At 55.1% G+C, this 23,008-nt stretch carries 30 protein-coding genes and 1 pseudogene; 13 read left to right on the top strand and 18 right to left on the bottom strand.

What is annotated here, in order from left to right:
* The first annotated feature begins 81 nt into the window (after positions 1-81).
* A complete protein-coding gene (locus A3L10_RS00155; protein ID WP_232460988.1) occupies positions 82-1,149 on the top strand; it encodes a hypothetical protein in 1,068 nt (355 codons plus the stop codon).
* An 84-nt stretch (positions 1,150-1,233) separates the two neighbouring features.
* Here the strand turns inward: A3L10_RS00155 and A3L10_RS00150 are convergent.
* Both A3L10_RS00150 and A3L10_RS00145 read right to left on the bottom strand, forming a co-directional pair.
* A pseudogene (locus A3L10_RS00150) lies at positions 1,234-1,833 on the bottom strand (CPBP family intramembrane glutamic endopeptidase); the annotation flags it as partial.
* A gap of 5 nt (positions 1,834-1,838) precedes the next feature.
* Complete coding sequence (locus A3L10_RS00145) at positions 1,839-2,516, bottom strand: CPBP family intramembrane glutamic endopeptidase (protein ID WP_088865850.1); 678 nt, start codon at positions 2,514-2,516, stop codon at positions 1,839-1,841.
* A 70-nt stretch (positions 2,517-2,586) separates the two neighbouring features.
* Here A3L10_RS00145 and A3L10_RS00140 point away from each other — a divergent pair, with 70 nt between their 5' ends.
* Together A3L10_RS00140 and A3L10_RS00135 are read left to right on the top strand one after the other, a co-directional pair.
* Positions 2,587-3,114 (top strand): GNAT family N-acetyltransferase, encoded by a 528-nt coding sequence (locus A3L10_RS00140; RefSeq protein ID WP_088865849.1) that lies wholly within the window; start codon positions 2,587-2,589, stop codon positions 3,112-3,114.
* Positions 3,115-3,183: 69 nt separating this feature from the next.
* The gene (locus tag A3L10_RS00135; protein ID WP_088865848.1) at positions 3,184-4,104 is read left to right on the top strand and encodes a GNAT family N-acetyltransferase; all 921 of its coding nucleotides are present in this window, start codon (positions 3,184-3,186) and stop codon (positions 4,102-4,104) included.
* Between the two features lie 9 nt (positions 4,105-4,113).
* On the opposite strand, the gene A3L10_RS00130 is transcribed toward A3L10_RS00135, so the two are convergent.
* From A3L10_RS00130 to A3L10_RS00115, 4 genes are all read right to left on the bottom strand, one after another.
* Positions 4,114-4,587: a nucleotidyltransferase domain-containing protein gene (locus A3L10_RS00130; RefSeq protein ID WP_088865847.1), complete on the bottom strand. Its 474-nt coding sequence runs from the start codon at positions 4,585-4,587 to the stop codon at positions 4,114-4,116.
* Positions 4,588-4,782: 195 nt separating this feature from the next.
* The gene (locus A3L10_RS00125) at positions 4,783-4,995 is read right to left on the bottom strand and encodes a hypothetical protein (RefSeq protein WP_394335102.1); all 213 of its coding nucleotides are present in this window, start codon (positions 4,993-4,995) and stop codon (positions 4,783-4,785) included.
* A 2-nt stretch (positions 4,996-4,997) separates the two neighbouring features.
* Positions 4,998-5,477 (bottom strand): hypothetical protein, encoded by a 480-nt coding sequence (locus tag A3L10_RS00120; RefSeq protein WP_088865845.1) that lies wholly within the window; start codon positions 5,475-5,477, stop codon positions 4,998-5,000.
* A 10-nt stretch (positions 5,478-5,487) separates the two neighbouring features.
* Positions 5,488-5,928, bottom strand: coding sequence for a winged helix-turn-helix domain-containing protein (locus A3L10_RS00115; protein WP_088865844.1), 441 nt, complete (start codon positions 5,926-5,928; stop codon positions 5,488-5,490).
* Positions 5,929-6,030: 102 nt separating this feature from the next.
* Between A3L10_RS00115 and A3L10_RS00110 the strand changes: the two genes are divergently transcribed.
* Positions 6,031-7,200, top strand: a complete 1,170-nt coding sequence (locus A3L10_RS00110) for an MFS transporter (RefSeq protein ID WP_088865843.1) — start codon at positions 6,031-6,033, stop codon at positions 7,198-7,200.
* A 57-nt stretch (positions 7,201-7,257) separates the two neighbouring features.
* The gene (locus tag A3L10_RS00105; RefSeq protein ID WP_088865842.1) at positions 7,258-8,118 is read left to right on the top strand and encodes a hypothetical protein; all 861 of its coding nucleotides are present in this window, start codon (positions 7,258-7,260) and stop codon (positions 8,116-8,118) included.
* A 53-nt stretch (positions 8,119-8,171) separates the two neighbouring features.
* Here A3L10_RS00105 and A3L10_RS00100 read toward each other — a convergent pair whose 3' ends face one another.
* Entirely contained in the window at positions 8,172-8,678 is a 507-nt protein-coding gene (locus tag A3L10_RS00100) for a hypothetical protein (protein WP_232461033.1), read from the bottom strand.
* Positions 8,679-8,737: 59 nt separating this feature from the next.
* Here A3L10_RS00100 and A3L10_RS00095 point away from each other — a divergent pair, with 59 nt between their 5' ends.
* On the top strand, positions 8,738-9,547 hold the full coding sequence (locus tag A3L10_RS00095; RefSeq protein WP_088865840.1) for a GNAT family N-acetyltransferase: 810 nt from the start codon (positions 8,738-8,740) through the stop codon (positions 9,545-9,547).
* Positions 9,548-9,579: 32 nt separating this feature from the next.
* Here A3L10_RS00095 and A3L10_RS00090 read toward each other — a convergent pair whose 3' ends face one another.
* Positions 9,580-10,698 (bottom strand): beta-galactosidase, encoded by a 1,119-nt coding sequence (locus A3L10_RS00090; RefSeq protein ID WP_088865839.1) that lies wholly within the window; start codon positions 10,696-10,698, stop codon positions 9,580-9,582.
* 162 nt (positions 10,699-10,860) lie between these two features.
* Here A3L10_RS00090 and A3L10_RS00085 point away from each other — a divergent pair, with 162 nt between their 5' ends.
* A complete protein-coding gene (locus A3L10_RS00085) occupies positions 10,861-12,033 on the top strand; it encodes an MFS transporter (RefSeq protein WP_088865838.1) in 1,173 nt (390 codons plus the stop codon).
* 4 nt (positions 12,034-12,037) lie between these two features.
* Here A3L10_RS00085 and A3L10_RS00080 read toward each other — a convergent pair whose 3' ends face one another.
* The 5 genes from A3L10_RS00080 to A3L10_RS00060 all read right to left on the bottom strand — a co-directional run bounded on the left by A3L10_RS00080 (position 12,038) and on the right by A3L10_RS00060 (position 15,111).
* The gene (locus A3L10_RS00080) at positions 12,038-12,685 is read right to left on the bottom strand and encodes a nuclease-related domain-containing protein (RefSeq protein ID WP_232460987.1); all 648 of its coding nucleotides are present in this window, start codon (positions 12,683-12,685) and stop codon (positions 12,038-12,040) included.
* A gap of 81 nt (positions 12,686-12,766) precedes the next feature.
* Entirely contained in the window at positions 12,767-13,333 is a 567-nt protein-coding gene (locus tag A3L10_RS00075; protein WP_088865836.1) for a nicotinamide-nucleotide adenylyltransferase, read from the bottom strand.
* Positions 13,334-13,765 carry a HEPN domain-containing protein gene (locus tag A3L10_RS00070; protein ID WP_232460986.1) on the bottom strand — a complete coding sequence of 144 codons (432 nt, stop codon included), beginning with the start codon at positions 13,763-13,765 and terminating at the stop codon, positions 13,334-13,336. It lies immediately after the preceding gene.
* Entirely contained in the window at positions 13,755-14,294 is a 540-nt protein-coding gene (locus tag A3L10_RS00065; protein WP_232460985.1) for a nucleotidyltransferase domain-containing protein, read from the bottom strand. The genes A3L10_RS00070 and A3L10_RS00065 overlap by 11 nt, the downstream gene beginning before the upstream one ends.
* A 43-nt stretch (positions 14,295-14,337) precedes the next feature.
* Entirely contained in the window at positions 14,338-15,111 is a 774-nt protein-coding gene (locus A3L10_RS00060; RefSeq protein ID WP_088865834.1) for an SAM hydrolase/SAM-dependent halogenase family protein, read from the bottom strand.
* 50 nt (positions 15,112-15,161) lie between these two features.
* Between A3L10_RS00060 and A3L10_RS00055 the strand changes: the two genes are divergently transcribed.
* Genes A3L10_RS00055 through pgsA form a run of 3 tightly spaced genes read left to right on the top strand, consistent with a single transcriptional unit; the run spans position 15,162 to position 17,876 of the window.
* The gene (locus A3L10_RS00055; protein ID WP_088865833.1) at positions 15,162-16,766 is read left to right on the top strand and encodes a transglutaminase-like domain-containing protein; all 1,605 of its coding nucleotides are present in this window, start codon (positions 15,162-15,164) and stop codon (positions 16,764-16,766) included.
* The gene (locus tag A3L10_RS00050) at positions 16,766-17,302 is read left to right on the top strand and encodes a tRNA (cytidine(56)-2'-O)-methyltransferase (protein WP_088865832.1); all 537 of its coding nucleotides are present in this window, start codon (positions 16,766-16,768) and stop codon (positions 17,300-17,302) included. The genes A3L10_RS00055 and A3L10_RS00050 overlap by 1 nt, the downstream gene beginning before the upstream one ends.
* A 10-nt stretch (positions 17,303-17,312) precedes the next feature.
* Positions 17,313-17,876 (top strand): archaetidylinositol phosphate synthase, encoded by a 564-nt coding sequence (gene pgsA / locus A3L10_RS00045; RefSeq protein WP_088865831.1) that lies wholly within the window; start codon positions 17,313-17,315, stop codon positions 17,874-17,876.
* A gap of 74 nt (positions 17,877-17,950) precedes the next feature.
* Here the strand turns inward: pgsA and A3L10_RS00040 are convergent, their stop codons facing one another.
* Positions 17,951-18,658 carry a TIGR02253 family HAD-type hydrolase gene (locus A3L10_RS00040; RefSeq protein ID WP_088865830.1) on the bottom strand — a complete coding sequence of 236 codons (708 nt, stop codon included), beginning with the start codon at positions 18,656-18,658 and terminating at the stop codon, positions 17,951-17,953.
* Positions 18,659-18,807: 149 nt separating this feature from the next.
* On the opposite strand from A3L10_RS00040, the gene A3L10_RS00035 reads away from it, so the two are divergent.
* Positions 18,808-19,074, top strand: a complete 267-nt coding sequence (locus A3L10_RS00035; RefSeq protein ID WP_088180839.1) for a hypothetical protein — start codon at positions 18,808-18,810, stop codon at positions 19,072-19,074.
* Here A3L10_RS00035 and A3L10_RS00030 read toward each other — a convergent pair.
* Together A3L10_RS00030 and A3L10_RS00025 are read right to left on the bottom strand one after the other, a co-directional pair.
* The gene (locus tag A3L10_RS00030; protein WP_088865829.1) at positions 19,055-19,624 is read right to left on the bottom strand and encodes an ASCH domain-containing protein; all 570 of its coding nucleotides are present in this window, start codon (positions 19,622-19,624) and stop codon (positions 19,055-19,057) included. The two genes, A3L10_RS00035 and A3L10_RS00030, sit on opposite strands and share 20 nt — an antisense overlap.
* On the bottom strand, positions 19,621-19,959 hold the full coding sequence (locus A3L10_RS00025; RefSeq protein WP_088865828.1) for an ASCH domain-containing protein: 339 nt from the start codon (positions 19,957-19,959) through the stop codon (positions 19,621-19,623). Before A3L10_RS00025 ends, A3L10_RS00030 begins: the two co-directional genes overlap by 4 nt.
* Before the next feature lie 93 nt (positions 19,960-20,052).
* On the opposite strand from A3L10_RS00025, the gene A3L10_RS00020 reads away from it, so the two are divergent.
* Positions 20,053-20,217: a class III signal peptide-containing protein gene (locus A3L10_RS00020; protein ID WP_088180842.1), complete on the top strand. Its 165-nt coding sequence runs from the start codon at positions 20,053-20,055 to the stop codon at positions 20,215-20,217.
* Between the two features lie 9 nt (positions 20,218-20,226).
* The gene (locus A3L10_RS00015) at positions 20,227-21,447 is read left to right on the top strand and encodes an A24 family peptidase C-terminal domain-containing protein (protein ID WP_088865827.1); all 1,221 of its coding nucleotides are present in this window, start codon (positions 20,227-20,229) and stop codon (positions 21,445-21,447) included.
* A 140-nt stretch (positions 21,448-21,587) separates the two neighbouring features.
* On the opposite strand, the gene A3L10_RS00010 is transcribed toward A3L10_RS00015, so the two are convergent.
* Together A3L10_RS00010 and A3L10_RS00005 are read right to left on the bottom strand one after the other, a co-directional pair.
* On the bottom strand, positions 21,588-22,220 hold the full coding sequence (locus A3L10_RS00010) for an HAD-IB family phosphatase (RefSeq protein WP_088865826.1): 633 nt from the start codon (positions 22,218-22,220) through the stop codon (positions 21,588-21,590).
* 39 nt (positions 22,221-22,259) lie between these two features.
* A complete protein-coding gene (locus tag A3L10_RS00005; RefSeq protein WP_088865825.1) occupies positions 22,260-22,922 on the bottom strand; it encodes a protein-L-isoaspartate(D-aspartate) O-methyltransferase in 663 nt (220 codons plus the stop codon).
* Positions 22,923-23,008: the final 86 nt, after the last annotated feature.

Raw genomic sequence — 23,008 nt, 5'->3', positions numbered from 1 at the left:
GAAGCGTGTCCTCCGAAACCAACTCTTTAAAAGAAGGTGTCAACCAAAGAATGGAGAACATAAGAGTTTAGGGTGGCACCAATGAGAACCCACTCCTTCGGCGTTGAGACTGTTCCAGTTGCCATAACTAGGGACCTGGTTGTTGGAAGCGCCCACGATGGAAAGAACTACAGGATCATGCTTGCGAGGATTGATGGGGAGGACATCGTTGAGATTCACTTCCTGGCGGGAAAGAACGACTGGGAAGGCCACAGTATAGCGGAACTCGACGATGGCTACATCATCGGCGGAGCGGTTGAAGGGGTTGCAACGCCCGATGGCGGCGAGGGCTGGAAGGCCTATTTAGCGAGGCTTGACGAGGGGCTAAACGTCCTCTGGGAGCTGAAGCTCAACGTTAGAAACAACGGGGCGGTCTATTCAATCCTCCCCGCAGGGGATGGGTTCTTCATTGCAGGAGAAACTGGAAGGCCAGGCGACAAGGGATTCCTCATCGGAAAGGTTTCCCCCGAGGGGGAGCTCCTTTGGCTGAGGGACTTCGGGAGCTGGGAGGATGGGGTTTTCACCGCCCTGATCCAATCCAAGAACGGTCTAAAGCTCATCGGGAGCGTCAAAGAGGGAAGCTGGACGGTCAGGGCCTTCGAGTTCGGTAAAGAGGGTGAGCCCTCCCATGAGGAAATCCTCGCAGAGGGAATCGCTTTAACCGCCTGCCACTGGAACGGAAAGCTCGTGCTGGCGGGCTACCAGGGGAAAAACTTCTGGATCCAGGCCGGTGAGCGGAGAATCGAGCTTGGCGAGGGAAGCGCCACCTCGCTGTTGCCCGCCGGTGATAGACTCCTCGTTGGGGGCGAGCTCGATGAAAAGGCCGTTGTGGTCGAGATTCCCGGGGAAGGGGAGCCGAAGGTAAGGGAGCTCTGGGAGAACGGCTGGGTCGAGGTGCTGAAGGAGAACGTTGCGCTCGGTGTGAAGGTGGAGGGAAAACTATGGAAACCGTTATTCACCGTTTTTAGCACTCAAAATTTTAATGCCAGCGTAAATTACCCCGAGCATCGCGAGTCCAATTATCAGCCCCCAGAACAGTCCCGAGACTGTGTAAATTCCCGCAAAGTATTCGAGGATTCTCCGCACTTCGCTCCGGAAAACGAAAAGTGATGCCAGGGGGAAGGCCGTTGCTGCGGCGATAACATTTCTCACCCCAGGGTACTTCATCATGGCCCAAGGGATCATATTACCGAGCCAGTGGATGACCATGACCACCAAAAGGCTCCCGGTATAGAGGTAGGCCAGGCCGAAGACTATACCTGACAGAACGTTGGAGATGAGAAGACCCAATCCACGCTCCCTGTGGGAGAACCTGTGGCCGAGGCCAAAGAACATGGACACAGCGATTAGACCCGCAAATGGGTCCCAGAGCGAGAGAAGGCCCAGGAAGATGTAACGAAAGACGAGTTCCTCTGGGAGAGCGGAGCTTATGATCCGGAGAACCGAAGCCTCGATAAGGCCCAAATTCCTGAAAGGCTCTGCGGCTTTCTGTTCTTCCCCAGTTTTCGGCTCGATGAAGCGCCAGAGTTCCTTTAAGCCAGGGATGACGGCGAGGACCGAAAGGGCGAAGAAGATAAGGAACTCTCTAACCGGAAAGCTCCAGCTGACAAAGTAAACGTCGGGACAGAGGAGGGTTACAAGGACTGCCAAAAGAACGTTGAACAAAGATGTGATCAGCCAGTAAGCGGTTATCTCGTTGAATCTGCCCTTGAAACGCTCCACTAACGTACCAATGTAGATTCCCTTAGAGGCCCACAGGAGGAATGAAACGACAAAGACTATGACCGGGTTCATGGAACTCACCCTACACTAAGTTCTATTTGCTGGCTACGGCCAGCAAGGTAAATTAAAATCGAGAGAAACGCTCCAGCGAAAGGTGCCATGATAACGAGGCTCCATGAACCAACAAAACTGGGCTTCAGCGCGATAAAAACGGCATCCCAAAGGGCGTGGGCAATAATCAGGGGTTCAATCCGTCGGAACGTCAGACGGTAGGAGGAAAGTACCAACGCCGCCATCAGCTGGGACATGTTCAAACCAACCCCAAAGTGAATGAGCCAGTGAATTACAGAGTTCCCAACTAGGGCAGTTATCCCGCTGAAGCGCTCCTCAAAGGAGGCAAAGAGAAGTGCCCTGAAGAGAAGCTCCTCGGGCAGACCAGCGATGAGGAGATAGTTGAGAAAATAGAGGGCAAAAATCTTAGGAGAAACACTCCGGTGGGGCACGAAGAGGACCGGGACTAGTGGCAGGATGAAGAATGCAAGGGGAAACAGAACGTGCTTGAGAAGGCTGAATTCCCCGCCAAGGCCCAGTTCTTCTCTGCTGTATCCCGAGAACCTAACGACAGCAACGACAAGGAAAATTAACTCGGCGAGATCGAGCCATCTCTGTGCGTATCCAAGGTCAATGAAGAGATTGGAGAGAATCATCCCAGTTAGCGCGGCCGTCAGTACGGTACCCCTCACCCACCGTTCCATCGGTACCACTTGAGACAACTTCACAGTAAAACCTTTAAAACGCTTTCGTGTTGTAATATGGGGGAGGAAGATGAGACCGATAATTTTGAAGGGCAAAAAGGTCTCTCTGGCGATTCTCCTCAGGGAAGACCTCCAAAAGAGCTGGGAGTGGTTCAACAACAGGAGCACCGTCAGACACCTCTTCAACTCCGCTCACTTCACCCTTCCGGAGGAAGAGGAGGAGTTTTATGAGGAGCTGAAGAAGAACAAAGACAAAGCGCCTATCTTTGCGGTCGTTGAGAACAAAGAGGGAACGCTCGTGGGTGTAGCGGGCTTCAACGGGATTAACTGGAGCGCGAGATGGGGTGAGATATTGTACTACCTCTCGCCGGAGGAGCGGGGAAAGGGCTACGGAACGGAGACGGTGAAGCTCCTCTGCGAGTACGCGTTCAGACACCTCAACCTGCACAAGGTCTGGGCGAAGGTTCATGAGGACAATCTACCCTCCATACGCGTCCTTGAAAAGAATGGGTTCTCTTTGAGTGGACGGTTCAGAGAGCATGTCTGGAGCGACGGGAGATACCTCGACGAGCTGATTTACGAGAGGTTCAGGAGCTGAAACCGCAGAACAGAACCTCTTTAAGGGAATATTCAGAGAGTTGTGAAAAGAAATCCGGGGATAATTCCTATGAACCTCAGGGTTATCGAGTTCAGAGAAGAATTCGCCGACGGTGTCGCCGAACTCTACGAGCATCTCGGCTGGAAGTTCAGCCCAAGGCTCGTGGGAATATGGGGGAGCATGAAGAACTACTCTCGGGTTCTGGTGGCGCTACTAGATGGCAGAGTCGTCGGAAAAGTTACTCTGGATACCGTCTTTCCTCCCTACGCGGAGATAGTTAACCTTGTCGTGCATCCGAGATATCAAGGAAGGGGAATCGGGCGGGCGCTGGTGGAGGAATGTATCAGGATATCCGAAAGTATAGGACACAACGTCCAGTTTTTAATGACGGAGCATGACAACCTCCCGGCACTCAACCTCTACCGGAAGCTCGGTTTTTACCCGGTGATACCTTCCAAGAGGAAGCAGCTCTGGCTGTTCAGGTTCGGAAAGGGCACTTTCGTAGAAGAGTTCCTAAGCGAACACTCCCTCTCAGAGTTCAGAGTTTTCAGGAGGAGGGTCGACTTCCACGGTGAGAGGCTCTACGGCGTTGCCTTCACCGACATCCAGGGCGACGGTTATCTGAGGGTCTACTTTAGAGGACAGCCCGGACAGGGCGCGACCATGCCCCGGATAGCGGGGATATCCTTTGAGAGCGGGGAAGATGCCTTCGACGCGGTCGCCTATGAGGGTTCGTCCGAGATCGGAATCCTCAACCGGGGAAAAGATTCAACCTTCAGAATCACACCCATAGCCCAGAAAGGCCTGGAAGCCTCCGTCGAGAGCCAGGTTCTCCGGGTTCCAAGGGGCCAAGAGAGAAGGGTAAGGGTAGGTTTTCAACCGACGGAGAGCTTTGATGCCCCCCTCGACTACCTCTCGTTCAGGACGATCGTCGCCTCGTTCAGGATAAACGGAAACTTTGTGATTTCCTTGGGGAGGGAGAACAGGTAGCTGGCACCGCTATCTCCCGCTCCCTTCCAAAAATTTCCTCAGCATTTCCGCCTTCTCAACACGGCCAAGCTTGAGATATGCACCATACTCGTACTCAAGGTCGAGCACCGGGATTTTCATGCCCTCGATCTCCACAAAGCGCTTGTACCTGAGTATATCTACCGGTGGCTCCCATTCACCGCCCACTTTTTTCTGGATGTTCCCCATTATCTCAACTCTAACGCCGTCTATCATCAGCACACCGAAGTGCGAGCGAATCGCCTCGCTCTCGCGGAATTCCACAGGCTTCACCACGAATTCCGAGAACAGGCTCTCAATTTCGTAGGCACCATCCCTGTCCGTTTGAATATCGATATCATGAGGCTCGACCGGAATCCCCTGGAGCGCAAAGCCGAGGCTTCCAGTGACGACCCAGTTGACGCCGGCATCTTCCAAGCGCTCATACAGCCTGCGGAGAACTTTAAGGTAGGTTTGAGGTATCATACTCGGCACCTCAACGGTTCAATAAACCCTGGACATAAAAAAGTTAGTGAGGGGAATGGAACCACTTATCCGGGAGACCAAACCCGAAGACAGGCCTTTCATTGAGGAAATAGCCCGGCCCAAGGTGAAGGATGTAAGGAGCATGCTGTAAGGTGCTCATCAGAGGTTATAACCTCTGTCAAAAGAGGGACACCATCAAGGACGATAGGCGGACTTCTGGAAAAGTTTTCTCAGGGGTTTCCCGGGGTCGAACTCTTCGACAAGAACATCAACAACTTCCTCGGGAAGGCCGCTCTCTACAAGCTCCCTCCGGAACCGCCGCTTCGCCCGATTTGCTACTCTAACTATGCCAGCCATCCTGAACGCTATCACGGGCAGTCGAAGAAAAAAGTGGAAGAGGGATCTCAAATTCACTCCTCCCCATCGCCGGATTCCTTGGAAATCTTGGGAATCCACTGACTGTGTCCTCCGCCCCTTATCATCCCACTGAGCATCTCCATGAGCTTCTTTCCGGGGTTTATCGCGTCCATGTACTCCTTCGTCAGCTCAAGGGCGGCATCTTTGTCCATCCCAGCCTCGGCCAGGTTCTTGTAGAACTCGGCCACGCTTCTCCCCATCGCCTGGACCCTTTCCGGGCTGTACAGCTCGTTGAGGAGCTCCTTGAGCGGCTTGAGGATGTCCTCCATCATGTCACCGACCTTATCCATGATGGCCGGTATCTTTTCGAGGTCTTTGTCGCCCTCGTAGGTCTGGATGAGGTCTTCTACAATCTCGGCCTTCTTCTTGAGGAGTTCGACCTCCTCCATGCTCTGGGCGTTCCTTATCCCCTCGACCAGCTCGTCGAGGAGCTCCTCGAGCTTCTTCGGGACTCCTACCTTTTCATCCACCATATCAACCACCTCAATAATCATTAGTCTGGTCAAGCCTAATCGGCATTCCGATCATTTCGAGCCACTTTTTGACCACTTCGGGGGAGAGGGCGTAAACCTTTCCCCTCTCGCCGTGGGCCTCGACAACGATTCCCATCTCCTTCAGCTCGGCCAGCTTAGCCCTAACGGTGTTCCGTGAGGCCTTTCCCCGCCTCCCCTTCAGCTCCCGCGCTATCTGACTCACATTTGCCCTCTTCAGGTCGAAGAGAATCCGGACGATTTCACGCGCTATCGGGTCGCTTCTGACCTCAGGAACGACGAGGTCCACACTGAGCCCGCCGTACTGGGCGTAGATGTTGATGAGCCGGAGGTAAGCCTGCGCCATCTGGGAGACAACTGCAAAGCTCTCCCTGAGCTCTTCAAGTGCCTTCCTGAGCTCCTGAACTTCCCTGACAAGCTCCTCGTCGGCCATGGTTGTGCATAGGGTGGTCACTCCTTTAGCCTTTCCGGTCAGGGGTGAGCAGTTTAAACTCCGCTGGATAAAGCTTAAGGCAGAAACCGTCGAGGTGCATTTATGAAGCGAACCCTCTACCGCCTTCACATGCTCACGTCATCCCTCAGAATCGTCGGAGATGCCATCGAGAGCGTCGCCCTACCCTGGAGTCTGCTAGACACAACCGGCTCGCTACTGAGCATCGGCGGTTTTGCGCTCTTCACACACCTACCGTGGGTCATCCTCCCCCCAATCCTCGGGAGAACTCTCGATAGAACGGTCAAAAAGGTGAGGCTGGCCTTTCTGGCGCTCATCCTCCAGGCCCTGCTGGCGGTTCTCATAGTACCGCTCTCCTCGAACGTCCCGGCCTTCTACCTCATAGTCTCGGGCATCTCCGCCTTGGACATACTCCACCGCTACTATGGCTTCTCGTTGGTAGCCTCAATGACCCTCGACGAGTCTGAGCTTCAGGGGCTGAACGCGGCACTGGCAACTGTAGGGAACGATGTCTCACTCGTGGCGTTTCCGCTGGCGGGGTTCTTGGCGTATCGCTTCGGAATAAGGACAATGCTCCTCGACGCGGTTCTCCTTCTCCTCGGGGCACTCACGCTCCTTCCCTACCTGAACGTCGAGGTGAAGCGCGAAGGGACAGAGAAGGCAAGGGAAGAGAAACGGCTACAAATCAGCCGTCGGCTCGTGGTTGGAGTACTCGCCTCGGTGCTGCTCTTCAACTTCGCTCTCGGTTCCTTCAGGATATTCGTCTTCGCCTCCCTGAGGGAACTCGCAAAAGGTAAGGTCCTCTACGGTCTCCTTCAGGGTCTCACGACGGTTGGAAGCCTCGTCGCCGTTGCGGGGCTGACATACTTAGCCCGGAAGAGGCTGGCGGGTTTAAGACGCCCCCTCATTGCCGGAATGCTCCTCCAGAGCATCGCGCTCCTCATCGTCGGCGTTCCGGCGGTGGTAGCGCTGTTCCCGGCGGTTTTCCTCCTTGGCTTCGGCGGGGAGCTCCTCAACGTTTCATTCGACAGTCTGATGCAGAAGTTCATCCCTCTGCGGAGCCTTGGAACTGTCAGAGGCGTTTTTGACGCCCTCGTGACGCTGGTGATCCCGCTTTCGCAGCTGACCTTCGCGTGGCTGATTGAGAAGGGTTCGAACGTTTTGAATGCTTCACTTTTCGCGGCATTTATTGCATTTCTATCATCGATGCTACTCGCGTTTACGCTGTTTAATTCTCCGGAAGCCCGGGCATGACACTACATTCAAAGGTAAATTTATAAACCTTGAAACGTTATTAGTACTGGATGCCGCATGAATGACGAGCTAAAAACAGTCATTCCAGTCATCATAATCCTCATCTTGATCGTCCAGCTAGTTCACTTAAACCTCGAAATCGATGGGCTAAAAAAAGACGTCGAGAGACTCAAGAAACAGCAGGAGCAATGCAGCCTCATCATCTGGAGCGAGTACGGGCGGGACATTGGAGCGGCAATTGGATACCTCCAAAAAACTCGGCCCGACATAATGAAAGAGCTTGGAAACGCCTCCCTAACTGTGGAGAGCATCTCTACTTGGAGCTTTGAGGCGAGCTACGATCCCAGGGAAGGCGTTTTCTGGGTGTGGCGTGACATCCACGGATGGGCCGAGCGTGATATCGTCTATGTTCAGATCACTGCGTACTATCCTAACAGCACCCGCGTTAGGGACTTTCCGTGGATACGGTACCGGGTCAATCATACCACTGGAGAAGTAATTGGTGTCTCTTCTGAGACTGCGCAGATGACCGTCATGAGGGCTTACTATCGGCTATACCGAAATTTAACGGCCCTCCTGGGGATACCCTCAAACAACACCCCCAGAGCTTGTGGTAATTATGTGGCTATTCTGCCTGAAAACGGGAGCTGGTTTGACTTTGAGATCGAGTGCGCCTCGTCTGAAAACATCTCCCTGTGCTGGTTCATCATCGGCGAGGTTGATGAGAAAACTGGAATGCTAAAGCGGCTTGAAGTTACAAAGCCATTCAAGGGGGGCTGTGAAGAAGAGGACGAGCTGAGAACGCTTGACATCATCGAAAAGGTGGCCCCGTTCAATGCCACGGCCCAGGAAATAAAACAGAGCATCCTCAACATGACCGGTGGGCTGATGTTCAACCTGACGTTCCCGAGCCCGTAGCCTGAATGAAACCAGTAAGTTTGGAAAACTTTATCGCATCAAACTCTTTGCCCTCACCACGAGAGCTCTTGGGTCAAATTGAAGAGATTGGATGTCATGTCTTCAGTGACGTTGCCCATGCCCCACGCCCGATATATTCTCGAAATCTCGTCCTCAATACTCAGGAGGACGTCCAAATTCTCGGCCGCGACTTCTCGCGGATCCTCGCTGCCTGTAGCGTGACTGAAGTAGACCGCGAGAGTTGCAGCCGCGACGTGGAGGTTCCAGTACTTCTCCTCCCCATTGATATCGTAGAGCGATACTGTGGCCTCCGCGAGCATCTGCGCGCAGTGGGCGTACCTTCCAGTCCGCTCCCTTATGAGTTCCTCGCTCGCGTTGTTTTCGAGCATTGTTTTGAGCGCATACATGTCCGTCATGCAGTATAGCGCGGTGTTTGAAACCGCGAACAGGCCGGCCTTGGCATCCTCAACCTCCGCCTCCTTCTCGTGGTAGGCGTATCCAAGGGAAGCCGAAATGATGAGCAATACGACGGCAATCGCGAGGAGACGATTCATTAACATCACCAATCGTAATAACGAAAGAACCTTAAAAGGTTTCCCCAACTCTTCCTGGTGATACCATGGAACCGCTCATCCGCGAGGCAAGGCCGGAAGATAAACCCTTCATCGAGGAAATAGCGAGGCTGACGTGGGGCGGCGAGGATTACTTAGCGAGGGTCTTCGACGAGTGGCTCGGCGATAACTTCTACGTGCTTGAGCTGGACGGAAAGGTCATCGGCACGGCTAAGATGACGCTTTTGCCGGGAAAGGTTGGCTGGCTTGAGGGGCTGAGGGTTCACCCGGACTACAGGGGCAGGGGCTACGGGAGGAAGCTCCACAACTTCATGCTCGGACTGGGCGAGAGACTCGCCCGCGAGGGAAGGATTGAGGCCCTTGAGTTCGCGACCTACTTCCTCAGCCGCGAGAGCATAGCCATGGCAAAGAGAGACGGCTTCTCGATAACCGCGAAGTTCTTCAACCTGGGGGCGAAAGTTTCCGCCTTCGAGCCCGAGGAGCCAGCGATGATAGAGCCCAGCCTGGAAGACCTGACCCTCGGCGTAATTCCCGCCGGATTGAAGTTTCTCCGCAGGAGTCATGAGAGCCTCGAATGGCTGAAGGCGAAGGCCGAGCTCTACGACATCAACGGCTTCCGCTTCCTCGTTCCGAAGGGGGAGGCAACGTTCACGCCCCTCGACGTTGGGCTGGCAACGCTTAAGGCCACGCTCCCGGGAATGGCTTGGGTTGCTCGCGAGAGGGGATGGGAGGAGTTCGAGGTAATGCTCCCGAGCGGTGTTAAGCCCCTCCTGCCGGGACTGAAGAGGCTCGGTCTCTTCCTCTGGGAGGAGACTGAGGAGCCTAACGTGCTGGTGTTCCGGAAGAAGTTGATCTGAGGGGTGGTTAGGCAAGGGCGATTTGAAGCGCCCTAACCGCCCAGCTCCTCGCTCAACTCTCTAAACACTTCCACCGCCTTTTTGGGCTTCAGATCGTAGGTGTAGAGCCCGGAGTACTTGTAGGGGTCGCTCTCCGGCCGGTCGTTCCCGTAGTCGTGGAGGGCCGCCCAGAAGACCACCTCGGCGCCTTCGTTCAGCTCGACCACGAGCGCGTCGTGAATATAACGCTCAAAACCGACCTCTCCCCGATAGCACGGCAGAATCTGGAACCTTTTGACGGGGGTGTAGCTTGTTTCCGTTATCCAGAGGGGCTTTTCGAGGCCGAATTCACGTAGGATCTCCCGGGTCTCCCGGATTTCCTGAATTATATCCTCAGGACTCCGGAAGTTCGTGTGGATGTTCGCCACATCGAAGTTCCTCCCGGCTGGAAAGTCAGGGTCGCTCAGGAGCTTCCGGAGGTAGCCCTTCTCGCAGGAGGGCTCGACCTTCGAATTGGCAAGCCCGCCGAGGACGACCTTTGCATCCGGGTCTCCGGCCCTTATGCCGCCGTAGAAGTGGGCCAGCATCTCCGCGTAATCATCGGCGGTCGAGCCGTCTCCATCTGGATCTTTGAGGAATCCCCTCATATCGGGCTCGTTCCAGAGCTCCCAGTGGGTTATTTTCCCCCGGTAGTGTATGGCAAGAGCCCTCCCGAAATCGCGGAGGTATTCGCCCTTCGCCGGCGGATAGAGGTAGTAGTCCTTCGCGTCCGGTTTTCCTGAGGCCCATTTAGGCGTGAACATCACGACGGGAAGCACGGAGAGGTTTCTCTGGAGTGCGGCGTTGATTATCCAGTCAAACTCGGTGAAGTTGTATTCCCCTGGTGAGGGCTCGGCCAGCGCCCAGATGAGGCCTATCCTCACCCACTTCGCACCCGCCTTCTTAGCCGCGTCAAAAACGGCCTCCGCCCTCTCGTGGCTTATGCCCGGATCCATGTAGACTATCAGGACGCCGAGGGAGCCGTTGACCCCGGGAGCGGGGGTGTAGGTGGTGTTGCCCTCGCAGGGCGGAAGGTTAGGGGTTTGGTTGACGAACAGCAGCCCGAGGATAACCAGAAGGACGATGAAAAACGCCGTGAGTGGAATCAATCTCCTCAGCACGCTGACCGCCATCCGAACTTGGGGGAACTCCATTTAAAGCTTCTTGAAAAATTAAGCCGGTGAGTGCGTTTAGCAAGCCCGCAGTCTTCATGAGTAGGGTGAGCCGGTGCTGGTTTACGCCAAGTGTCTGAGAAACGTTTAAAAATCTCAGTTGTAATATGAACGGGGCTTCAGATGCGCTGGAGTGAGATTCCGAGGGAAGCCAGGGCATACATGCTCTACCACACGCTCATCGCTCCCGGGTTGATAGTCTGGATACTCTTCCCGCTCTACATGATGAAGGTCGGCTACTCCGTCCTCGAGGTCGGGGCGTTCTTCACAGCCGTCAACATCGTTGCGATTCCCCTAACGTATCTCTTCGGCCGGCTTTTCAACCGCTGGGACATCAAGAAGGGGCTCATCGCGATAGACATACTCGACGGCATCGCCTACGTCCTCTATGGTCTTGCCAGAGGCGCCATGGCCCCGCTCGTGCTCTTCGTCGGAAGGACCGTGGAGAAGCTCTCGACGATTCTCTATCCCCTCTACCGCGCATACGAGCAGATAATTTACCCCGAAGACAAGTACGAGGAGATATTCGCCTGGCATCTCCGCCTGCCGGAGATAGCGAGGCTGATAACCTTCCCGATCCTCGGCTACATCTTCGGCTACCTCTATCCCGGAGCGGAGAGCTACCGCTGGGCGTTCATATTTTTCGGCCTCTTCTCGGCCGTCACGGTGGCATACATCTGGCGATTCCTCCCTTCGGTGGGCAGAGAGGAGAGAATAACGCCGGAGGGCTTCACTTTTAAGGTCGGTGAGTTTAAGGTTCTCCTAGCCTTTGAGGCATTACTAACGCTCGCTTGGGCTCTAGCCCCTGAGCTGGTACTCATAAACTACGTGGTATTCGTGCTCCACAAAACGGTCTTCGAGGTAACGCTGATAGCCTGTGCGAGCAGCCTCGCTTCGATAATAGGAACCTACGCCAGCGAGAGGGTTCCGAAGGGAAGGGGCTTCCAAGTCATCGGCCTCGGGATGTTCATCAACGCCTTCTATGCTCTGGTCATGGCCCTCTCGCCGCCCTTCTGGCTGGCGCTGGCGGTGTACGCCCTCGGCGACTTTGGGAACACCCTCTGGTTCCCATTCTACCGCTCCTGGCAGTTCTCGCTTATTCCGAAGGAGCGCGCGAGTGAGTTCCACGCAGCGATATCGAGTTACAACAGGCTTATCGGTCTAGGTACTCCCTTCATAGCCGGCGCTTTGGCGAGCGTCCACGCGACGCTGCCGTACGCGGCTAGCTTGGGACTATTTTTGATGGCTGGAGCGATGTTTTGGAGGCTGGCGAAGAGGGGATTTATTCAAGAGTAAGAAGCTAGTTAAAGTTGCCCACTTCAGAGTCCCCACGCATGTCTTTTACGTGGGCCGCGTATCCGCCTAAGGCCTGAGACACTTCAGAGACATCCTCCTGAGTCAGTACGGTGGGAAAATTGTCGATATACTTGGGTACGTCCTCTAAATGAAGTATCGGAATTTCAGAGGTCTTGATTCCATGAACATTGGCATCTCCCGTAAGGACAATGAGAGGGTAGAGTTGGTAGTCCTTTCCAACCTTCCTTTTGAGAAATGACGATACTGCCTTGACTTCTTTTTGAACCTCCACTGCAGGGCTCCGTATTTTGACTTTCACTCGTCTTCTGCCCATGTATCCCCTAGTCTTCCAAACCTCCCCGTTGACCCAGTATTCCCCAGAATAGTTTTTGGTCTCGAGAACAAAAATGCCCTTGGGACTAACCAGAACATGGTCAACGTTGCCCTTCCTGCCAGGCAAATGAATGTCAGAGAGAAGGACGCTACTGGGGATATACAGTTCATCAATAACACGGAATTCTCCCATGAACCCTTTTTGCCACGTTTTGTAAGCGTTGTATTCCCTAAGGCCTATCAAGAACGCTACAAACGCTCCCAATAGCAGTGGAGGAAAAACAAGCCCAGCAAGAAATAACCCCAACGCAATCAACATGATTCGTTTAGACCTACTCCTGTGAGCAAGGGCACGTTCCCGCGTGTATAGCCCGGGTATCCCCTGCCGTTGTCCCAATAGTCAGAACTCCGGAATCCTTATCGGCGCCTGGAGCTCCTTCTCATTCTTCTCAAGGTTCGTCGCGAGCATCTTTATCCTTTCGCAGCCCTTTATCTCCCTGATGAACTCGGCCACGCTCTTGGGCACGAGCTCCTCCCAGGGCTGTCCTTCGACCATGCGCTTCCTTATCTCGGTCGCCGAGAGGATGTCCTTCCTGAACATCGGCTGGACGATGACCTCGTAGCCCTTCTCGCGGAAGAGCTGGGCGACGAGCGAGTTTCCTGTGAAGACGACGTCGAAGCGCGGAACCATGCTGACGACGTAGGTCGCCCAGATGGCGTTGAAGTTTATGTCCGGGAGCGGGATCAAGTAGTAGCGCTTGTCGTTGAGATCTGCCTCGTTCAACGCCCTGATGAGCATCTCCATCCTCTCGCTCGTCGTGAAGGGGTTCTTCAGCGTATGGCTAGCTTGGGCGCTTCCGATTCCTATGATTACCTCATCAACCTGTGAAAAAACGAATTCGAGCGCCTTTATATGGCCGTTGTGGACCGGCTGAAACCGGCCGACGAATAGACCGCGCTTGACCATTCAATCACCCCCAACCAATTTTGACATCTCCTCCACAAAACTCTTTGCAATTTTCATGATTTCCACAACGAGAGTAGACTCGGGAGAAAACCCAACATCATACTGGCTCTGATGACGGAGATTACGAACGTAATCAAGGTATCTAACCCATTTAAGATCCAACCTCCCCCGTTCGGCATAGAATTCGCGCAAGTACGCTGAGACACAGGCGTGGCTCTTTTCTCGCCAACCATCACGGTACAGAATTGCCCTTGCGGCATGGAACATCGCCAAATAGGCCAGTAAAAGCGCACCGTCGTAGACGCCAATCTCAACGTTCTTAGCTGCCGAGAGAAGAGTTTCTTTGGCTCTTTTAATGCTTAACTTGGCTAGTTCCATAGAGGGCTCAATTTGCTCGAGGTAACCTCTCTCTATGCACACCTCAAACTTCATTCAGAGTCCCCCATATTGTTAAAGACACCAACTTAAGGTTCCAGTAAAGATAGGGATTTTCAACTTTAAGGCGATTGAGCCGTTCCTTGGTAAGAACCATTAGGTCAACCTTCCTTCCGGTTAATAGTTCAAGGTTTTCATGAAGTTCAGCAACTTTGAGAGGATCTTCTTCTTCAACCAAAATCCAGACATCAACGTCACTGTCCCTTTTATTATCACCCCTTGCAAAACTCCCGTAGACTCCAAGAGCTTTTATCCAGTCACTCTTCAAAGGAATGAGCTTTTCACGAAGTCTCCAGTAGTTCACCTCACGTTTAAGTTCTCTCCGTGCGTTTTCATCTACCCATCTGAACCTTCGCCCTTCTTTCCTCACTAATCCCCCCTCAATGAGCTCTTTGAGGTATGAGGAAACTGTACCCTTACTCACCTTTAATTCCCTAGCTACCTCTTCGACTCCAAACGTGTCCTTCTCCAGTAAACTGCTGAGAATTCTCACCCTTCTTTCAGTCGTGAAGAGTTTGCTGAGCATGGTCATAACTCTCGTTCAATATTTTTGAACGTTTCGTTCAGTTCTACTGAACTAACCTCACCCTAACCTCATCCCCGATCTTCAGGCCGAGCCTTTCTGCCGCGCTCCCCCGGTTGACGGCTATCTCGAGGTAGTCGTGGCTTCCGGGGAGTGCAAGCAGTTCGCCGGGCTTTACCTGACCGTAGGTGTCTAGGTAGGGTATCTTGAGACCACGGTCGGGCAGTTCAACCCTCTCCGGCCTTTCGTAGCCCTCAAGGTTCAGGATGACGTTGCCAAAGTCATCGATGTATAACACTTTGAGCAGCCAGAGGTCATCCTCCCTCCTCGGTTCGACGTCCAGCCTAATTAAGCTTTCCAGTGGAATCTCGCTTCCGAGCTTCTCCGGCTCGACCCACGCGTCCAGCAGGGCCCCAACCGGTCCAAAAACGTCCCTTCCATGGAAGGTCGAGCTTATCTCCCACTTGGTGAAGCGCTTCACCCTCTCGAAGTCTATCTCCCATGCCTTCTTCGCCTTGATGTGCTTGAGGGGAAGCATGGCCAGACCGTTGTCCGGGACGACGAGGAACTGCTCGCCCTCGATTATAACCGCCCGCCTCTCGGTTCCAACGCCTGGGTCTATCACGCCAACGTGAACCGTCCCCTCGGGCGAGTACTTGACCACCTGCTCCATCACAAACGATCCCTCAAGAACGGAATGCCGGGTTATTGAATGGCTGACATCGACGATTACCGCCTCCGGGTTGAGCCTCAACATGGCAGCCTTCATCTCCCCCACGTAGGGGCCCCTAAGGCCAAAGTCAGTCGTCAGGGTTATCATCCGCACCACCTAAAGCTTATTAACGGTTGGGGCTTTAAAGGGTTTGGAAGATGGTCATGAGGAAGTTAATCCCCGTCCTGCTGCTGATTCTCATCGTGGTGGTTTCAGGCTGCCTCTTCAAGCCTCCGGCAGAGGTTAACTTCTCGATTGACAAGACCCTCGTTCGACCGGGCGGGACGATTCACGTCATGATACTCGTCAACAACACCGGGAAGGTCGGACTCACCGGTGCGACGCTCGTTCTCGGAGACGACAGCTTCCAGATACTCCAGGAGCCGAAGTTTCCGGAGATACTTCCGGTCGGCGATGCGGTGCAGCTGGTCTGGATTCTAAGGGCGCCCCTAAAACCGGGTGTCTACAACCTGAAGCTGTCCCTCGAGCTTACCGACGAGCTCAAGCGCTCGTGGACGGGCTTCTACGGGCAGTTCAGGATAACGGTGTCAAGCGAGGCCGGTCCTTCAGACGAGGTCGAGGTGAACGTCGAGGCACCGGAGGTTATCGAGGGCGGGGAAACCGCAGATATAACCGTGGTAATTAAGAACCAGCTGGACGTCCCGATAGAACTCCGCGACCTCAGCTTCAACCTCTTCAACGGCATGAAGGTTGTGAGCGCGGGGACGCTTCCAGCGTCCGTCGATGGAAAGGATGAGGTGAGGGTCAGGTACACCGTGAGGGCACCGTACGCGTACCGCGAGGGCTACATATCGGCCATCCTCAAGTACGCGATAAGCGGCGCCGAGGGCAGCACAGTCAAGAGCTTCCCGCTGAAGGTGGTGTGGGAGCCGTGGAACCAGAGCACCGAGGTTCTAAAGGAGGCCTACGGCCTGAAGTACCACTGGGTAACCGATGAGTACATAGTCGACGGCTACTGGATGGAGCGCTACAACTCGACGTCGGAGTTCAACAGAACAGAGTTCAGGAACACGACGCTCAGAATAATCCGGAGCGCCGAGTCGGAGCCGCAGGCCGTGGAGGCAATATACAGCTGGATGATGAGGACATACTCCCTGGGAGACACCACCTCGACCCTTGAGCCAGACAGGATACTTCCCCAGGACAGGGTAAGCTACGCGGAGGCCCAGATACTCATCACGGCGATGCTGCGTTCGGTTGATATCCCCGCCAGAATCATAACACTCTCCAACGGCACGGACTGCACGATGAGACCCATGACCGAGTTCTACACCGCCGACGGGTGGTACATCGTGGACGTAAAGCACGGCTTCGTTGGTTCCGTTGACGACTACCTCGCCAGCCCGTACTTCCCCAAGGTGTACCAGCTCGTAACGCGCGACGGCTTCAGGATAGTCGCCCAGGCACCGGCGACCCTTCAGGGGCACGAGCACGTTGACGTCACAGGCGATTTCCTCGCGAACCTTGAGGACAGGCTCCTGAAGAAGGTAACCGAGAGACTGAAGCCGGAGCTGAGGTCAAAGCTCATGCTCGTCATGAACAACCTCGACGAGAACGAGAGGCTGTACGCCCTGTTCCTCTTCGCCTCGGCGCCCAACGAGGAGGACCTGAACAGGGTGCTGAGCGAGTACGGCACGGGCAAAATAGAGCAAGACGTAAAAACCATGTACGAGTTCTACAAGAACATGACCTGGAGGGACGACTTCACCAGATACTGGAAGATATTCGCGGGGGAGGTATGATGATAGTAGTTCTAAGGCTCGGACACAGACCCGAGAGGGACAAGAGGATAACGACCCACGTCGCTTTGACGGCGAGGGCCTTCGGGGCGGATAAAATAATCATCGCGGCTGAAGAAGACGAGCACGTGAGGGAGAGCGTCGAGGACGTTGTCCGGAGATGGGGAGGGCCCTTCGAGATATCCTTCGACCCGGGCTGGAGGAAGTTCATGCGCGAGTGGAAGGAACGCGGGGGAGCGATAGTCCACCTCACGATGTACGGAATTCACATAGACGACGCGATGCCCCGGATCCGAAAAGAGCTGGAGGAAGGCCGGGACGTTCTCGTCGTCGTCGGCGCCGAGAAGGTGCCCAGGGAGGTCTACGAGATGGCCGACTACAACGTCGGAGTTGGGAACCAGCCCCACAGCGAGGTCGCCGCCTTGGCAGTCTTCCTGGACAGGCTCCTGAAGGGGGAAGGCCTGAGGAAAAGCTTTGAGAACGCAAAGCTCAAGATAATCCCGCAGGAGAGGGGCAAGAGGGTAATCGAGCTGGAATGAGGTGAGGGCGTTGCTCAACAGGTACCGCGAGAACGTGAAGGGCTACCTCGAGGCCATCGTCAGACCACTCGCGAAGGCCGGCGTTACACCGAACCAGATAACGGTCCTCGGTCTGCTGATAAGCCTCGCCGGCGCTTACTTCTTCTACCGCGGCGAGCAGGCCATAGCAGCCCTCGTTCTGCTCTTCGGCTCGCTTATAGATGCCCTCGACGGAACGCTCGCGAGGCTCACCGGAAAGACGAGCCGCTTTGGGGCCTTCCTCGACTCCACCTTCGACAGGATAAGCGACGGAGCGGTTCTTTTCGGGATAGCCCTCGGAAACCTCGTGGACTGGCGCGTTGCGTTCATAGCTTTCATGGGGAGTTACCTGGTGAGCTACGAGCGGTGCAGGGCTGAACTGGCCGGTTCCGGAAGGCTGGCCGTTGGGATAGCCGAGAGGGCCGAGAGGCTGCTGATAATAATCATCACCGCGCTCTTCGGCTACGTTGAGTACGGTGTCTATGCGGTTGCGGTTCTGGCCTGGATAACCGTTCTCCAGAGGCTTTACGCGGCTTACCAGAGGCTCAAGGAGTGAAGAAGAGGGGGAATGACGAGAATTTCGCTAGGCGAGCCCCTGGGGCGATGAAGAGCCCTGCCGTTGCCGACCCCTCATTTTTCCATCAGACCCTTCACGATTTCAACGACCTCGCCCAGTTTTGAAACCACGAAGTCGCAGTTCCCCCACAGTTCCCTCTTCGTACCATTCGGGTCAAGGAGGACGCTCATCATGCCGGCTTTCTTGGCCCCAACGCAGTCTTTGGCCGGGTTGTCGCCGACGTAGAGGGCTTCGCCCGCTTCAACGCCGGCCCTTTCGAGGGCGAGCCTGAAGGGCCCCTCGTGGGGCTTGTAGAAGCCGGCATCCTCGCTGGTCGTTATGGAGTCAAACAGGTCGTAGATTCCGAGGGCCTTGAGGTGGGCCTCGATGTAGTCGTTGTCCGAGTCGGTTATGATTCCGACGTGGAGGCCGAGGTCTTTGAGGGCCTTAATTGTCTCAACGGCATCCGGGAAGAGCTGGCCGTAACGCTCGTGCATAGTGATGCTTATCTCCCAGAAGTCATCGGGAACTGTAAAACCGTAGCGCTCGGCCACCTTCCGCATGGCCTCTGTGTCGACGTCCCGGATTTTGACGTAGGGCTTGCCGGCCAGTTCCTTGAACATCGCAGAGCTTTCGGTCTCGTATTCCTCCCAGAGCATCACGTAGTCGAGATCTTCCCTCCCGGCCTTTCTGAGAACCTCCCTCACGATGTTCTGATGGGTAACGTTTTCGCCTTCCTTCGTTATGAGCGTGCCCACGAAATCGAAGAAGACTGCTTTCATCAGGATCACCTGAGAGGGTTGGGTGCGGACGTTAAAACCCTTGCCCGGCAGAACGACAAGTCGGGCCCTAAAATCTTTCAGAAAGTTGCACCTATGACGGAAAAACGTTAGAAAGACTTTTATCCGCTCCCGGGGACGAAGCAGAGGTGATGGAAATCGAGGCGATACTCCTCGTCTGGGGCGTCCGGGACGAGGTTCTGGAAAAACTCCCCGTCGAAGGGTACTGGCTCTACGGGGAGTACGACTTCATAGCCAAGCTGGAATTCCGGGACGAGTTCGAGATGGAGACGTTCATGAGAGACCTCAAGCGTGTAATCCACGGCGGAACCTTCAAGCTCATTCCGGTTGTGATTTCGGCCGTTAAGAACGGCGGAGAAACGAACGTCCTCGAGGGGCTCAAACCTTCGGCCCCATGATGCCCCTCTTTTTCAGCTCCTCGTAGGCCCTCCTGAGGGCGTCCCTAATCAGGTACCTCTTGTCCATGCCCCCAAGCCTGTGGGCGGCCTTTCTCAGACTTCCCGCCCGGAGGAAAAGTTCGAGGAGCTTTCTGTCCTCCTCGGAGAGGTCGAGGTGCTCAAGGGCCTTCTCGGCTATCTCCACCGGCAAATTGCCCTCGTAGGCGTAGTCCGAGCTCATGACCGGCTTCTCGAAGCGCTCCACGAGACGGAAGACTATAACGTGGGCGGTGGAATCGTCGTTAACGTACTTGTAGTGGCTTTTGAGGGCCCTTATCAGCTCCTCCCTGCTCGAAAAACCGTCCAGAAAAGCGTCCTCGTCGGTGAGCTCGCCAACGGTTTTGCTCTCGACTCTCTCGATAACCGCCTTCCCTATCGCGTAGCCGCCCGAATGAATGAGAACCTCGTCGCAGGGTTTGAGATTCGGCTTTCTTCCAAGCCTCACCGTCGCCCTCTTCCTTCCGCTCAGTATGGCCTCTGCGTAGCGCCCATCGAACTCTAAGTGCCTCATCTCCCCTCACCGAGGAGCTTGAACCTTATGGCGATGACCCCGTAGCGGTTCTCCTTCCACTTCGGATACATGCCGTGGAACCTCTTCACCGCCCTCTCGAAGCTCGGCTCGTCTGGAAAGATTTTCTTTATCGGCTCCTCCCTCAGAACCTGCCGGAAGGTCTCGTAGCGCTTGACTCCGGTGACTACAGCAGGAATCGAATCGTTGAATATGAGCTTGTCCCCGGGTTGTATTCCCCTCAGCCCCGGATAGGCAACCCTAACCTCTATCCGCTTCTCCCCGGACTTTATGTAGTCCAGGTACTCCTCTCGAACCCTCAGGTGATAGACCCTCATTTTCACCACATTCCGCCTTAACTTTTCCCTTAAAAGCTTAGCCGATGGAAACTTTTAAATCCTTTAGCGCCGAAGAAGGTTTAGGTGTGAGAGATGAGACGAGCCCAGGGAGCCCTTGAGTACCTGTTCATGCTGGCGGCGGTTCTGGTTCTGGTGACCATAGCTGCCAGAGTGGTTCTCAACGGCACGAGGAACCTCAACGAGGCAATATCAAACTACACAACCCAGGTAAGGAAGCAGATTCTCGAAGATCTATGAGGTGGAATCATGGATTACGTTCCCCTGATTCTGGGGCTGGTTATGGGAGTCGTTACTTCGTACACCGATGCAAAGACGGGATTCATTTTTGACAACCACATTTTTCCGACGCTCACCCTGATAGGAAAGCTCCTCGGATGGGAGGAGGGGGAGGAAGGGGAAGAAAGTCTTCCAGGGTGGATTCCCAGGCTGATAATACCTGCCGTCGAGGTCGGGATAATCTACTACCTCTACCTTGGAATCAGTCAGGGAGATGCGCTCCTAGCCGCATCGGGCTTCGTTGGGCTTGTGTTGGGCTTCGTCCTCGGTTTGCTCCTCTACTATCTCGGGGCCTGGGCGAGCGGTGACGCGGTGATACTCGCCGGCTTCTCGGCGCTCCTGCCCTACGCACCGGCAACAGCCTCTATCGTCGCCCCCTACACCGTTGAGTACCCCCTCTACCCCCTGACGATACTTCTAAACAGCATCATAGCGATATTCCCCTTCATCTTCGTCTACGCCTTCGGGGTGCTCATCGCCAGAAGGAAGTTCGCCGAGCTGAGGGCCATATTCACCGAGAGGGCAAAGCTTACCCTTGAGCTATCCCTCTGGATAATGGCCGCCCTCGGCCTCAGGCTGATAATCTACGAGACCACGGGGGTCTCAATCGTCGGGCTGTGGTCGTGGGTATTCACAATCGGCGTGATATACGTCCTCGGAAAGTTCAGGAAGGTTGGAGATGCTATAGGAATCGGCGTCCTGGCCTACCTGATTTATCAGGAACCATCAACCGCCGTGGGGGCGTTTCTAAAGCTCCTCGCCGTGCTGTACCTGTTTAAGGTGTTCCTATCCCTTGTGAAGTTCATGCGCACCGAGGTTCTGATGGAAGAGGTGGCGGTGGAGAAGCTCAGGGAGTGGGACATCCTGGGCGAGACTGTATTTGAGAAGGACGGAGAAATACTCAGGGACAGAACGGACACCTTCACGAGGATAAAGAACGCCCTCCTCAGTGCCGACTTGGGTGCACTCCATCCTGATTACGGCAAGGTTATAGCCTCCTCCAGTGCGGAGGGCCTGAGCAGGGAGCAGATCGAGGAACTCAAGCGGCTCGTTGAGGAGGGAAGGCTTGAAAACAGCTTTCTGAGAAAGAAGTCGATGCCCTTCGCTCCGGCTCTCTTCCTCGGCTTCCTGATAAGCTACTTCTGGGGCGACATATTCTGGTGGATTCAGCTCAAGATAGCCGGACTGTGAGAAAAGGATTTAAAACCGTCGTCGAACCTTTATCCGGCCCGGCGTCCGCCCACCCCACGGAGGAGTGAGGTGGGGATTCCGGTCGGGCCAACAGGGGGATGACGAGCTTTTGCTTTGCCGAGCGGTGATGAACACGCCCTTCACTGACCCCGCTCTTCTATGAGTCCCTTGACGATCTCCATGACCTCGTAGAGGCTCTCAACGTTGTGGTCGCCCTCCACGCCCTCGTGGGGATTTATCGCTATGCTGACGTCGGCTTCCTTGAACATGCTCAGGTCGTTGAAGCCGTCGCCGACGGCCACAGTAAGCTCCGGCTCCAGCTCCTCCTTCAGCTCCCGGAGTATGGTTCCCTTGCTCTTGAAGTCAACGAGGGGGTTGACCTTCCCGGTAACGACGCCGTTTTCAAAGACCAGCTCGTTTGCGAAGACGTAGTCAACCTCGAGCTCCTTCGCTATCCTTCCGGCGAGGCACATGAGGCCGCTGCTGAGTATCGCTATCTTGAAGCCGTTCCTCCTCAGAAACTCGATGAGCTCCTTTGCTCCATCCATGTACTCGACCGAGTTCGCCCATTCCATAATCTCATCCCTGGTGTGGCCCTTCCACAGGGAGGCATCGAGATCGGCCCACTCCACGTAGTCTATCTTTCCCGCAAAGAAGAGCTCGGCGTATTCCTTTCCCTTCTCCCAGGTTCCAAACCTCTTGTGAAGCTCCACCCAGCTGGAGACCGACTTGACCAGCGTCCCCTCGAGATCGAAGGCTATGAGCTTGACCATCGTACCACCTGAAAAGAGAGCGAGGGGAAACTTAAAAGCCTACCCCCTCCAGCCGTGCTCCCCAATGAGCGGCACGAAGGCAACACCCCCATGGTTCCTGGTCTCAGTTGAACCGTCGGGGAGCTTGAGGACCTCCAGGAGGTCCTGCCACAGGTGGTAGCTCCCAACGGGTATCAGCAGTTTTCCTCCGGGTTTTAGCTGCTCCACAAGGGGGTCGGGAACCTTTGGCGCCCCGGCGGTGACGATTATCCTGTCGTAGGGTGCCTTTGGCGGAAAGCCCTTCGTGCCGTCCCCGGGAATCACGTGGACGTTTTCCACCCCAGCTCGCCCGAGGTTCCTCCTCGCGAATTCGACAAGCTCGGGAATCCGTTCTATTGTGTAAACGTCGGTCTTTACGAGCTCAGCTATCAGGGCTGCGTTCCATCCGCTGCCGGTTCCCACCTCAAGGACCTTCATCCCGGGCCTCAGCTCGGCCAGCTCGAGCATTATCGCCACCATGTGAGGGGCACTTATCGTCTGCCCCGCGGGAATGGGGAGGGGCTCATCAACGTGGGCGTAGTCCCAGTACCGCTTCTGAACGAAGAGGTAGCGCGGATACTTAAGAAAAGCCTTTCTAACGGCCTCGCTTCGGATGATCCTCTCCCGAAAAAGCCGCTCAACAGTTCTCTCCCATCTTCTCCGAAGTTCGTCCTCGGAAACCATCGAACTCATCGGAAAGAAATACGTGCCCAAAGGATTTAAGACTTGCGAGAAGTGTGTCAGAAGGATAGTGGCCGGCGGCGTCCCCG

This window comes from Thermococcus radiotolerans (assembly GCF_002214565.1).
In the GTDB taxonomy this organism is placed as follows: domain Archaea; phylum Methanobacteriota_B; class Thermococci; order Thermococcales; family Thermococcaceae; genus Thermococcus; species Thermococcus radiotolerans.
This window is presented reverse-complemented; position numbering and strand designations above follow the sequence as displayed.